We start from the raw sequence: 13223 nt of genomic DNA on the forward strand, positions 1-13223 counted from the left end.
GTTTTGATTTCCGTATCACATGAAGTTGTCATTGATGTCTCCACTTTGCGGGCACAGGCTGATCCTGCGCCCTGTACTGAGTGGAGCCCGGCTGTTCCGAGCGAATCTTGACCGTCGTCAGTACCGCTTCCGAACAGCCCAAAGTCCAGTTGTTTACTGTAAGAATCGGGCGGAAACCGGAAGTTCGCCGCGAGTGCAGCCTTCAATAGGTAGACCTGCAATGCGGCCGTTTGGTTCACAGAATCCGCTTACATGGTGTCGGACGGTTTCTCGGAGATGTCGCGCGTAACTGTGACCACCATCTTACCGTCAACGAGGCCATCATTTACTTCCGCACATTTATCTCCAACGAGTGCAACGAGTTCTGCAAAGTTCACCGTTTGGCCTTTGACGGACTTTCGGAAGGCGCTTCTCTTAACTTTCTTAGTCTTCTTGTCTTTCTCGACCTTTCTCGGACGAGCCGCATTCACGAGAACATAGATGCCCGTGTGGGATGAGGGCTCAAACAAGTACTGTTTTGAAAGCTGTTCGCCGGGGGTGTTGACCAGCTGATCACCGGTCCAATGCGTCATATCTGCGAGCTTAATCTCAACTGAAACCTTCCCCAAAGCGTCCGCTCTCGAGTGCAGCCTGATATCAGGTCGCTTCTCACCCGCGACTTCTTGCTCCCTGATCACCGTGTAGTATTGTTCCCCTGCGTCTCTTAGCCGAGCTGCCAGCCAATTTCTTAAATCGCCTTCCTTCGCTTCTCCTCGTCGGAAGAATGCGCTCTCATCATCGTCGGAGGTGTGCAGCCTTTCGAGGAGCGTCGTTAGATGCGATTGGCAAAGTTCCCTGAACTCGTCCACAGTCGTGGGCGCTTTGGACTGATCGTTGAGAAACCGAATTGCTTCATCGGGTGAAAACTCAGGCCTTCTTCCGGCCCCTCGTTTCATCAGCTCGATCTGGTACAAAAAAGTATCCCGGTAGCCCGCAAGCGTTTTTGACTTGGCCAGTCTCCCAAATGCGCTGACAACGCCTGGTGTTTGAAAGGCCGCCAACATGTTTGTGTAGTTTCGCCTGTTGCTTTCTGCGTGGTCAGCTTTACCCGGCGAGTACACAGTCTCATGCTGCACATCGTTCTCGGGAGGCCATGCCAAGTAAGATGCTTGAACCAACCACTCTAGAAGAATTGGATCTTGCTTAAACTCACCTCGCACAGGGTCTGATCCTTCCTCTAGAGCAGGCTTGTTTCCCTCGCGCCCCAAGTATTCGAAAAACAGCGCCCTCTGCCCGGCGCTTTCGAGATCGTCAAAGGTCGAGACCAACAAGCTTCTAGCGGCGTTCGAGTTCGCGTTCATCAGACTATCAAGCCAAACCCACGCCTCTCTGAAATCAAACCGAGTCAACGCCGCTCGATAACCCGAGGCAAGGAACCTTGAAATGTGGCCTTGTTCGACAGAAGGCGCGCGTGCCACGATGTCTAAACATAGCATTCTATCACGACGGTTCTGTGGAAGATCGCGCATCATCATCCGAAGGAGCATCGGCGCTACTAAGCTTCTAGTACGCCCGCCAGAGTAGGCGATCTTACTCACGCAATCAGACACGTGGTGGTCGTCATCACCTCGCTCCGTGTTGAAGTCCGCAAGCAACGCACCTTTGATCTCAGAGCAAAATTGGCTTGGAAAGTTGTGCGCTAGCTCGTCAACCCACTCAGGAAATCCGTTCAACTCGTGAAATGCGTAGCGGAAGGCTTTGCGTGCAAGCTCGGCATCGCTGGGCAACTCTCCGAATGAGTAATCCAAGTTGATGCCAGCTAGGCCGATGTGGCCGAGGTATGTTCGTCGTTCATCGTAGCTCGTATCATGGGCCTTCCAGTATTGCCGCAGGCCATCACTGAATAGCTGGGCAATCTCAGATCCGTATTCCTCCTGGACTGCGCGGATCGTTCCTGAACCAAGACCACTTGGGGCTTTATCGAAAAGCCAAACCGCATTGCTGTTGTCAAACTCGCCAGCAGCAATGTTCTTGCGGTTGCTCGTGATGAATTTTCGGTTTTTTCGGGCGGTTCTCCATGACTTAACGGCTTTCTTCTTGTCCCGGAGCCACCTTTGGGCGGCATAGCGATACTGATGCTGGAAACGAGTTTTTGTTCGCAGAAACCAACCGGTAACGCCGAACTGCCGCCGTTGATCGTCGTCCCCGTATTTCTTCAGATACCTCCTGAACAAACGTAGTGCATTGTTGTGTTCTGCGCCGCGGAGATTGACCAGAATTGTTTGGGCTAAGTCGAGTAGAAATGCCCGCTCGGACTGGTCGGTGGTTTCTGCAGCAAACTCGCAGTAGTGAGACACATCGGATTGATCGAAGACCCCTCCGTGTTCCTCGTTTTCATCAAATTCTAGGGGGTAGATCACCCCGAACGGGACTCGGTTCTTCTGAACGCGATCAGAGAAAAGATCCACTCTTCGTTGAACCAGAGCGTGCTTGACGTCGGGACGTGCTCGTAGGCCATCGGCCAGTTGCTGCGTCGGTGCCTTGCGACCGAATACGTCTATCCTGTCATCCTTGCCCATCGCCATCTCAATGGCATCAAGCAAGTCATCGTCGTCAGGGGGCAAATCCCTATCAAGCAACAGTTCCGACGCCAGATAGATGATGGCAGGCAAAAACCTTCGGTACCGGGCCGATGCGCTTGGCATTCGGTACCGATCCTCGGAACGGCCCGTAAACGCAAATCGCAGCAATATTGACAGCCAAGTCTGCTTTTGGAGCTTAGGAAGGCCTTCGAATATTTCGATCAAATACTGAGATGTTGCGGATGAATAGTTTGAGCGTTCTCGGTGAATTCTCGAAAGAATGGCAATCCCGTCGAGCAAGTTGGCTTCACCAAAGCTGTACTTCAATGCCTTCAACAGGAACATATTCCAGTTCGGAGCAGAATCCGTATCCTCGATGTCCGGCGGCTTGGTTGTCAGGGCTTCTGACAGCACATCAAGGCGAAATGACTCGTCTCCTATTTCATCGAGGGCAGCACACGCTTCCGCTTTGCTACGATAGCCAATTCCAGAATTTTCGACATAGCCCGCCAGTTTGGCAGCAAGCGGTCGCATCTTTCCGAACCGAGCGACCTCGATCAAAAAGTCGGTCAATTCAGGAGAGCTGGATTGGTCCAGAAGCTCGTCAACTACGGGCCACAAGTCAGGGTGCGTGAAGCGCTTTACATCATCATGATAGAACCATTCACCTCTGTATCGAAGGTCATCATACAGACGTGCTTGACTGCGTAGCGCGATCTCCTTGTCGCCGACAGAAAGTGACTTTGGGTCTCCAGTCTCGATAAGCAGCGCCGGTCTCACACTCGACACAACAGCCTTCGCTGAGCTATTCAAGGCCGCCAACCAGCCCATGACGTGTTCTGTTGACTGTGGGATCGACCGACGCCCAAGACCGTCGGCAAAAAGTGGCGCGATTGTTGCTTCGGAATGTGCTCTGGCTCGCAAGCTTTCGTCGAAATGCTCCGCTGCAAGGAAGTCTCGTATCTCCCGATGCGCAAACCTGATGCGACCGCCAACAGAGGGCTGAAACAGCCCGCTTGCGAGAAGCTGACGAACTTCTGTCGTGGTCCACGCTTCCACATCTGTAGACAGGACATTTGCTGCATTCATGGCATCAACGGCCGCCAACGGCTGGACAGAAAGATCCTGTTTACCCGACAAGACCACGAAGGCTGCAAGTTTTGCTGCGGCCTTGCGTGCCCGGTGAATGTCAATGTTCAAGCGATCTTTATTTTCAGATCGTCCAAATAGCCGCCACCCTACCAGTTCGCGCATGACTTGGAGTCTTGATTTGAAGACGTCATGCGATGAGCGACCTTCATTAATGGCCTTTTCCCAAACATCTAAGAATAGGTGCGCGTCCAGCGGTTGCTGGATTAGGGCAGTGGAAAGGTGGTCGTTCACGGCACCAATAAAGCCCGTGGGCTCTACGCCACGAGAAACAGCAAGTTTCTCAATGTCCCCGCTCACCAGTGGTGCTAGGCGATAAATCCTGTGTGTCGGGTCGTCCTCTCCCAAGTCCTGTTTTGCATCTCGTGTCTTTTTTATGAAACGAGTAAGACGTCTAATATCGCGCTCCCCAAGCCACTCGCTTGGGCGACTGGTGACTAGAACGCGCAAAGGGCTTCGGCGGCGTCCAATTTCAAGTGAGACAACGTCTAAGGCCTTTTCTAGCGCACTCTCATTGCGTGAAGACGGTAGGCGGGCCTCGTCCAGCGCGTCAAAAAACAGGAATCCGCCTTTTCTTGATCGCTTCCATTTTTCAAATCGGTCGCCTTGGTCATCCAATTCAAAGTCGAATGAGTTAGCCAAAGCTCCATCCTGTAGCGCTTCCAAGCGCATCAGGAATGCGTCTTGCCCTTCCTCAACGAGGCGCTTCACATGCTGACGGATTTCAGTTGTTTTGCCAGATCCAGCGGTCCCAAGGAGAATAGAAACATCGTTGGTGAGAATTTCTTCCCACTTTTTTCCTGTCTCGCGCGTCGCGAGAGAAGCCCAGATATTTTCGGACTCGTTCTCAAAGTCGCTGGGGGTGACTTCCAAAAACCGTCGGGACAAAGAAACATAATCTGAGGTCAAAAGATGAATACTCTCTTACTAGTGCCTATTTCCAAGCAGGCTTAATGCTGACGAAATGGGCCCTCTCTGTCAGACCTGAACCACTGTGCCAATGGGTTGATACGATCATCAGTAACAGTCGAAATAGAGGTTCTATTGCCTTCAGACCAAATCAATTGTCCTGCAAAATCTGGCAGATCGGGTGGATAGCCTGCTGCGCATAGCGGCTCTCTGCTCCGAGTGACGTAGGTAAGTTTACCATCCACGAATATCACAAGTGCGACACCGGCAGACGTGGCAAACTCGATAGCCCCTTTCTGAAAACCCGAAGTTGAAAATACAATAGACTTTTGTGCACCAACTGCTTGGGCTTTTGCGTACACACCCAGTATGACATCTCGCTCTATTGGCCGTCGGTGCTTTTTACACTCTACAAGGACACAGATCTTTGTACCGCCAAAAATCTCAAACTCTGCCCAGCCATCAATACTGTATTCTCCACCATGGCCATTTATCTTTTCTAGGTGACTGACAGTGAAACCCTGAAGCTCCTGCCCCGCAGATCGCAGCCAAGAAACAACCTGCTTTTCATAGACTTCTGGCGCAATCTCGATTGGATTGTGGGGGTTCCACCTCGGGTTGGTCACAGCTTTCAACTAACAAGTCCTGAAAAGTTTGGTTTTGAGAGGAGTATGTCTAGCCCAGGTTCGACAACAAGGTCATTTGCCCGTAAAGTGAGCTACCTGGATCAATGTCGGCTATGTGTGCTGCGAGTGCAGCATCTCGTCTATGTCTTGAAGGTCGGGAATGGGCCGAATGTCACTTTTCGCTATTAAGGGAATTTAATGATCGTCAATGGTGGCTATCATCCTTCACGCCTCATTCCTTTCGTGGGCCAGCGGGATTTGGACAAGCCAAACGCCCCTGGCCGTCAGGGTGAGGGCGCTGCCCTCCCCCTAGGGTAACCCTATTAGACAGGCCGTGTCCTCGGCTGTGCCTGCGGGCCGCACCACCCCTATCGAATAGCGTTGCCTCGCCCCCTCCCGCGTTCGCCACGTGGCAGATTAGCAGGAACAGGCAGCTTCGCTGTCTGACCTACAAATCAGCTCTGATTTTCCGATATGGATGTCAGATCAAACCATAATGTCTGCGGGAGTATGAAATCGGGGCGGCGTGTTAGTTGATGACTCAAAGATCAAATTCAACTGATATCCAACGTTGGGGGCGCCTTCCGATGTCGAACGTTCACTGAATTTCTGGTCCAACTGTGACGGTTGGGTCAGGTTCGTGTGACGTTCAACAAGCTGTAGGGCGACACATAGTTTTGCCATTCGGCGACCAGTAAGTCATTGATTTTGGGTCATTCGACTTTTAATGGGCACACTGGTTTTGCCTTTTGCGACTCAAAGGTTTTCCATCACATCAAAGCAGCTCAATATTCCAGGCCGCACGGGCTTTAGGCAGTCAGCCAACCATACCAAGACCGATTAGACCGATTTCAAAACGGTTCTGGTATTCGATGTCGGCCACCGGGGCGTTTCCAAGACGCTGAGCCAGAAGCACACACGGTCAATGCACGCACAACGACCAGCTGGCCTAAGAAGTTGCCGTTTAAAGCCATCATCAGGATTAAGTTGTACAACGTTAAATCCGACTCAGCTAGTTTCAGCAGCCTCTTCTTCTATAGCCAATCTAGGTCCACTAATTTATCCACACCCATCGCGACGAATTGCTTCCGTCAGCGATATTGGGTTTGTTTAGATACGCCGAATTACCTGATTACATCAAAGCGGGGCATCCCCGCCCTGTCGGCACCTTGAATGGTCGCTGTTTCGAGACAGTCTCTCCCGGCTTTGGTTGTTCGACTACCTTCTTCGGTCCCAAGTTTCGCAAACACCAAGATAGGTTCGCTCACCTATTAAGTGCCCTTACGCAACTTCGAATTGAATTGAAACAGTCAACCCAGGTGAATTGTTTGTGGCAGTTAAGAGCGACGAATGGTGGTCTGCAATAGCTTTCACCAGCGCCAACCCCAAACCATTCCCAACACTGTTACGTTCACTTTCCAGTTTATAGAAAGGAACAAAAAGCTTACCTAGTGTGTTTTCTGGAACGCCAGGGCCATTGTCGACTACCGAAAGCGTAACGATGCTTTCTTCTTGTTCAACGATCAGCAGAACCTTGGAATGCTCTGGACAATGATCAATTGAGTTCTGCAAAAGGTTTGCACAGAGCTGTTTTAGCATACCCTCATCGCCTTCGATTAGTGTGCGCCCTGATTGGTTCTCCACAAAACTAAGGCTTTGTGCCTTCACTTCCGCTAGCGGGATCATGTTCTCAACAGCTTCTCGACCCAGTCTATTCAAATCCAGATAGCTGAACGCTTTTGAACTGTTGCCTTCTTCGATGCGATTGATCCGCAAAACTGTTTCAAAGGTCCATTTGAGCCGATCAAGTTCAGATTGAATTTGGTCAATAGCTTCGACAGATTGACCGTCCGATTGCAGTGAATCCTTCGCTTGCTGAAGTGTGATGTAAGCGTGGGTGAGCGGGTTCTTCAAATCATGCGCAATGGCCGCAGCGGCTGATCGTGTTGTTGACATCAAAGCAGTCAGGTTGTCGAGATGGCTGTTCATTAGCCTTGAAACCCGGTCTATCTGATCATTGTTCTTGCCGACCGGAAGCCTCGCTTTGACTTCCCCTCTTGAGACTTTGTTGAGCGTCTTCGCCATTTGATCAAGTTTGCGATATGTTCTTATGCTGGTGATGTAGCCAACCAACAGCGTGCACAGCGTTGCTCCTAATCCGATTGCAACCAAAGACCAAGCCAACGATCGAAGTGTGCTTGTTACAAATGCAAGATCGCGACCAACCACGATTACGAAGCCACGGTAGGTTTGCACATTTACACGATGGATACGTTTTTCACCGCCCAAGTTAATGCCATCATCTTCGATTTCCCCCCAGCCTCGAAAGGAAGGGAATTCGTCTATGTTTCCAGCCAGACGCTTCCCTTGGCTATCGAACAGACCAATCAAACTCGTGTCGAACGGCAACCTGAGTGTCGCGTCATCAATCGCTTGTACGACATCGGAATCGTTGTCGTTATCGTCCAGGATTTCCTGAATGAAACGCATTTCGTCGATTAACAACGAGTCCATTTCACGCTGCAAGTCGCCACGAATTCTTTCAAATGTCAAAAATGCCAATGCTGCAACCGAAAGAAGTATGACCACCGCTGCGTACAACGCGGTAGTAAAGGCTGCTCCAGATACAATGTTTGAGCGTTTCATTCTTCTTTAGTCCGGTTACGTCGTCGTCACCATGTGGTTCGGCTAACGACGAACCTGTTCTGACGGATCAAGTATGTGATCTGAGGGTTTTAGCTGCATTTTCAGTCGAAGAATGGGGAATTTGGCCGAATGTGTTGCAACACTGGCGATGCGGTCCCCGCGAAGTTCAGTAGAGTCAAGCCGTTGATGTCCATACATGCTGCACTTGATTGTGCACAGCGCGCCACTTTTCACAGTCAACGCACAAGGAGTTCACGGCCGGTATTAGGAAGCAACAGAAAGCAGGATTAAGTGAACTTGCAACGCGCCCTTCCGAGGGGGAGGAAGGGCGCGCTGCTTTGACTGAGGGAAGCTTGCTTACGAGTGAGTGGTCCGTGTCTTCACGGCACCGGTAATACCCTCAAGAAGGGGTACGAGTGCTTCCTCAGTCGAGTATTCGGCTTCAGTTCCGAACCTGACAGCATCTTCTGCAACGTGATCTTGCCAGCGGGTTTTCACCATCCTTACGTTTTTGAAAGGTTTTTGCGATCTACCCAGTGAACACCGAGTGATTTGCGTTGATCATCCACCCTTTGTGCAATGTCCGTGATCTTCGATTGGTGTGGCACCATGAGTGGACAACTCATAGGTCATGGTTGGAAAATGGAGCACCAACGTCCAGACTTCGTCGGGCTTGATGTGGATAAATGTTACGCCATCCAGGCCGTGTGCGACAGAGGCCATGCCTTCTGTATCCTGCACTATCAGTCGCGCTTCTGAGAGGTCGGCATCCTGAAAAACCTGAACTACTTCTCCGTTTGTTTCTGACGTGCATTGGAATATTGTCTCGCCCGCCGTCACTGCACTCGCAGGCAATAGTGCCATTAGGAATATTGCATTTTTCATCATTGTGTTTCCGATCAAAGAGGTTGAGCTTTCAGGTTTGAGTGGTCCAGGTGATGGTTAGAATTCTAAGCAGCACAAATCTTCAGCTTGTGTTCAGGCCGCAATCGGAGGCTTCCCAAAACTCACACATACCCGCAGGCCCGGTTTGTTGTTTTCTGCGGTGATAAGTGCGCCGTGCCGCATTGCGATGGCCTTAACAAGCGATAGGCCGAGCCCATTTCCGGTGTCGTTTTTTGGGTGGTCAATTCGGAAAAACGCGTCAAAAATCTTGCTGATTTGTGGATCCGGAACCCCCGGTCCGTTGTCTTCGACAACCAGCTGTATCGCTTCAGTCGTGGCCGTAAGGGAAATCCTGATCCAACATCCAGGAGGGCAAAACCGGAGTGAGTTATTTACAAGATTGACGAGCAGCCGCTGCAGCATGTTTTCGTCGCCCCGTATCAAAATTGTGTCGGCGTTATAATCAGCGGTGATGTGTTTACCTGCTTCGACGGCGACCGGGTGAAACGCCTCTGCCACATTCTCAACGAGCGCACTCAAATTGACGGTCTGAAAGCTTATCTCATGCCCGCCCGCCTCGATCTGATATACTCTGAGTATTGTGTCGAAGGCGGTTCTGATGCGACTAAGGTTTTTCTCTAAATCGTCGAGGCTTGGTCGCGGGTCACCACCATACTCAACTTCGCTATATACCTTTTGTAAAGCCATGAACCCGTTCGTCAAAGGGCTCCTCAAATCGCGGGCAATTGTGACCGCAGTGGATTGAGCACAGTTGAGTGAGCTCGAAATCCAGTCGAGACGTCGGTTGACCATATGGCAAATTCGATCGCATAGGTCGCTTGTATCTGACACGGGAAGACGAAGACTGATATCTTCTTGAAAGGCCTGATCGAGGGTTCGCTCAATCCATTGAAGTTTTCGATGGTCTTGAGCGCTGAAGTAGTAGCCAAGACCCAGGACAGCGGCAGTTGTCGAAAGCGTCAGCAGCAACAACCCTTCCCAAAGGGTTGTCAAAGCCTGATGAAGTGTTGTCAGGCTGCGGGCGACCACTGTGCGATACCCAAGATACTCTGATATATGGAGAAGATAGACCGGGGCGGTCCCACCAAGTTGCAAAAAATCCGGATCGACCTCGTGCCAACCTATCGTATCCGGCGTTTTCGCAACTGATCCAGCAAGTGCTGAACCGTTCTGGTCGAACAGCGCGACTACGTGAAGCCCAGTTCGATTGGGACTATTCAAATGTTCAATTGCTCGCTGAACTGCTTCTGAGCCGCCGTCCAGTAAAATCTCATGAAGCAAGAGCTCTTCATCGAGGATTTGTAGCTGGAGATCACTGCGAAGCCTGTCTGCAAGCGCTAAGTAGGCAGCATAGCCAAACACAGCAGTTATGATCCAGACTATCAATGCTGCGAAACAAGCCGATCGGAACGGGACTCCTGAGGGAATGCTAAAGCGGCCCATGAAGGCTGTATCCAACGTTTCGAGACGTGTGCAAAAGTGGCGTCTCGAAGGGTTTGTCGATCTTCGACCTCAGGCGACTTATATACGTTTCAATCACGGTCGAATTTGGATCAAAGTTGTAGTCCCAGACTTGCTCCAAAAGCATGTTGCGTGTCACGATCCGACCGGCATTCCGCATCAAAACTTCCAACAGCGCAAATTCACGGGGCAATAAGTCTATTGTAACGTCTTGCCTTTTCACCACCCTGCTGAGCAGATCCATCGAAAGATCGTGGACTTGAAGCCCAGTTGAGGCAATGCTGGTCGGCTGTCGTCTGATAATGCTGTTTAGGCGCGCCAGAAGTTCTGAAAAATGAAAAGGCTTAACCAGGTAGTCATCCGCACCTTCGGTCAAACCCTCAACTCTGTCCTGAACGTCGCCTATTGATGTGAGGAACAAAACTGGGGTCTGTTTCTTCGCGGCCCTCAGGGCCTTGAGAACAGAGAGACCATCCATTCCGGGCAACATACGGTCTAAGACTATGGCGTCACATTCGTTGTACAAACAATATGAGAGAGCATCTCGACCATCATCATACCACTCCACACTGAAACCGTTCGATCTTAGCCCGGAATTGACAAATTCGGCGGTCTTTTTGTCGTCTTCTGCGACGAGTATTTTCATTTCAAGACCTCCGACTTTACCGTTGGATCCGTTTATCGCAGTTACCAGTGCGGGGTTAACTGAACTCAGCCATAACGGGATGGCTAAGTCCATTTGGCATTTCGTTGCAGACTAGAGGCTGAGCGTTTCTTCAACAGCTTTTACTTGCAATCGGGCGAGCCCCAGATTGGCGGTCTTCTTGTCCAACGCGACATACACAAAAATGTTTGGGTTTTTGTCCAGTGGACGAACCAGATGAAACTGTTTGCCAAGTGTGATCAGAATGTCTTCGATGGTATCGTTAAGCTTCAAAGCTTCAATTGCCTGAAGTTTGGCACGAACGACTTCAACATTCGCTGCCCCGGCAGTATCAAGATCAAACTTGGAACCGCCTTCTGCGCCTAATGTAAGGCCTGTATCGCTGTCGACGAGGCACGCCCCTAGAAGACCTTTGATTTCACTTAGTTTAGAAATGTCCAACGACATGTTTGGCTCCTTTTTAGCCTTAGAATTGTTGATCTGACCCGCACCGCGCATTTGATTGATTGGACGAGTACTGTTGTTTGCAGGTGGGATGGTAATGACGAGTTTTTGAACCAAGCCAAACCTTTCGCCAAATCTGGCCAGCACAGAGGTGGCATCACCTTTATGTCTCGACATTTGCTATCCAATTCTCGCTGTGATCGTGGAAGTAGAATGTCGAACTGGTTGCCTGTTGCTTCGAACTGCTTGGGCGTGAAGAAACAGCTGATCAACCAATCTGTCATCCAAACAAGGGAGATCGCCTGTCCCTTGACGGGGAAGACACTTGGGTTCTGATGTCACTTTCAAAACTGCGGTGCTTGGGTCTCGGGAGTTATTGTGCCCTCTGTGCAAAAAACTCAGTGCGGCAACGCAGGCAAGGGCCAAATATTGGGCAGTGTTGGCTGTAAGAGCCAGTACACTTTCCGAACCAAGAAGGAATGCGGGCCACAAATGACCGAGCTCAAAAAGAACGCCAGCCAAAACGGATAAAACAGAACTCAGCATCAGACCTTCGCCTCGTTACCAAACGACTAAGTGGTCCGTAGAGTATTCAGAGTTTTAACCGACCTTTCAGAAAGCTTAAACATTTGTAAGAATTTGTTTTTACGTTGACGAAAACTGGAAGCTTTGGCGCCAGTGGTTCATCAACAGTCCTTGCGAGCATTCAGACACCGGCTTTGGCTTAACGCTGAAACACTTGCTATGCCTTCTACGGATGAAGGCAAGCAAGTTGTTGGTCTATTGAGGAAAGTCGCTAGACTTCTGACGAATTATGCGATGGCACAACCAGCTAAGAAGCTGTTACGATCTGGTCAAGCTCCACAAAACGGTTGAGAAGCCTCTGCATTTTTTCAGGTAGAAGGACTTAATACGAAAGCATTAAATACTCTCAGACGGGAAGTGAACTGACTGAAGGTCTGATGCAAGCTGACATTAAGTAAACATATCGGACCCGATCACTCACGCGGCTGCAAAGTATAATTAATTGATCATCTGATAAATTTAGCCAGCGAAAACGCTAACTTAGATTCCACGCCAAACAATCTGCAAAGCACTCCATAGCGTCGCCAAAATTCATCTGACGTTCATCAGCAGAATATCAGCGCTTCATCCGAGCGCGCTATCATATCCTACTGAGATAGAAAAACTTGGTTCTCCAGGAACAATCGTCGGTTAAAGGGATATCTTTGTTGTTGGATCGACGCGAGACGGCGACGTGCAGAAAAAGGACATTCGGCCAAACTTACTGTTCTTTCACTTTCGCCCTTATCCTAATGATCGGCATTGGTTTATCGAACAAGGCCACAGCACAGACAGCGAGTTTTCGCTCTGTCGATACAAATTCAGACGGCGTTCTCAGTTTCAACGAACTCGTGGCTGCATTCGGGGAAGCAGGCGCGCGCAGGTTGATTGAGGATATCGACCAAAATGGCGACAACCGCGTTACGATCCGGGAGTTACGACAAAGCTCAGACAAGAAGAGTGGTGATCGAGACGGGCGTGAAGATCGGGAAAATCGGAGCGGAGGAGAGCGCGGCGACGACAATGGCGACTCTGGTGGAACGGGCGACGGCGACGACAGTGATGACGATGGTGGAGATGATAACGGGGACGATGATGGGGATGATGGGGATGATGACGACTGATCGTCGTCCAGCCGTCGCCGGGTTTTTGGCCCAATCCGTCCAACTCCGCCAACCCGGACTCAAATCCATTTCGGGGCTGCCATCAAGCTAAGCTTGCGCCCATTACTACCACCAGCGCGGCACGTTCATCTACTGTTCATTCAATCGCACCATGCCCCTTCATGCGCCT

Annotated in this window: 9 protein-coding genes; 1 reads left to right on the forward strand and 8 read right to left on the reverse strand. The window is 50.5% G+C overall.

The features are described 5' to 3' along the window. The 8 genes from ACR0KJ_RS16860 to ACR0KJ_RS16895 form a co-directional block, all read right to left on the reverse strand. The coding region (locus tag ACR0KJ_RS16860; protein ID WP_480627215.1) for a hypothetical protein at positions 1–239 on the reverse strand (239 nt) is incomplete at its 3' end. 9 nt (positions 240–248) lie between these two features. Then, on the reverse strand, positions 249–4619 hold the full coding sequence (locus ACR0KJ_RS16865; RefSeq protein WP_480627216.1) for an NACHT domain-containing protein: 4371 nt from the start codon (positions 4617–4619) through the stop codon (positions 249–251). Between the two features lie 41 nt (positions 4620–4660). Continuing rightward, entirely contained in the window at positions 4661–5245 is a 585-nt protein-coding gene (locus ACR0KJ_RS16870; protein ID WP_480627270.1) for a restriction endonuclease, read from the reverse strand. 1281 nt (positions 5246–6526) lie between these two features. Continuing rightward, entirely contained in the window at positions 6527–7891 is a 1365-nt protein-coding gene (locus ACR0KJ_RS16875) for a sensor histidine kinase (protein ID WP_480627217.1), read from the reverse strand. A gap of 561 nt (positions 7892–8452) precedes the next feature. Next, positions 8453–8779: a hypothetical protein gene (locus ACR0KJ_RS16880; protein ID WP_480627218.1), complete on the reverse strand. Its 327-nt coding sequence runs from the start codon at positions 8777–8779 to the stop codon at positions 8453–8455. Between the two features lie 90 nt (positions 8780–8869). Next, positions 8870–10240 (reverse strand): sensor histidine kinase, encoded by a 1371-nt coding sequence (locus ACR0KJ_RS16885; RefSeq protein ID WP_480627219.1) that lies wholly within the window; start codon positions 10238–10240, stop codon positions 8870–8872. Beyond that, positions 10227–10904: a response regulator transcription factor gene (locus ACR0KJ_RS16890; RefSeq protein WP_170734041.1), complete on the reverse strand. Its 678-nt coding sequence runs from the start codon at positions 10902–10904 to the stop codon at positions 10227–10229. The genes ACR0KJ_RS16885 and ACR0KJ_RS16890 overlap by 14 nt, the downstream gene beginning before the upstream one ends. 111 nt (positions 10905–11015) lie before the next feature. After that, positions 11016–11543 (reverse strand): roadblock/LC7 domain-containing protein, encoded by a 528-nt coding sequence (locus ACR0KJ_RS16895; RefSeq protein WP_480627220.1) that lies wholly within the window; start codon positions 11541–11543, stop codon positions 11016–11018. Between the two features lie 1055 nt (positions 11544–12598). Here ACR0KJ_RS16895 and ACR0KJ_RS16900 point away from each other — a divergent pair. After that, positions 12599–13054 carry an EF-hand domain-containing protein gene (locus ACR0KJ_RS16900; RefSeq protein ID WP_480627221.1) on the forward strand — a complete coding sequence of 152 codons (456 nt, stop codon included), beginning with the start codon at positions 12599–12601 and terminating at the stop codon, positions 13052–13054. Positions 13055–13223: the final 169 nt, after the last annotated feature.

The sequence above is a fragment of the Ruegeria sp. AD6 genome (assembly GCF_056542325.1).

Bases quoted from the DNA above. Each gene is read 5' to 3' on its own strand.
- ACR0KJ_RS16875 (WP_480627217.1), bottom strand. From the start codon at position 7,891: ATGAAACGCTCAAACATTGTATCTGGAGCAGCCTTTACTACCGCGTTG.
- ACR0KJ_RS16880 (WP_480627218.1), bottom strand. From the start codon at position 8,779: ATGATGAAAAATGCAATATTCCTAATGGCACTATTGCCTGCGAGTGCA.
- ACR0KJ_RS16885 (WP_480627219.1), bottom strand. From the start codon at position 10,240: ATGGGCCGCTTTAGCATTCCCTCAGGAGTCCCGTTCCGATCGGCTTGT.
- ACR0KJ_RS16890 (WP_170734041.1), bottom strand. From the start codon at position 10,904: ATGAAAATACTCGTCGCAGAAGACGACAAAAAGACCGCCGAATTTGTC.
- ACR0KJ_RS16895 (WP_480627220.1), bottom strand. From the start codon at position 11,543: ATGTCGAGACATAAAGGTGATGCCACCTCTGTGCTGGCCAGATTTGGC.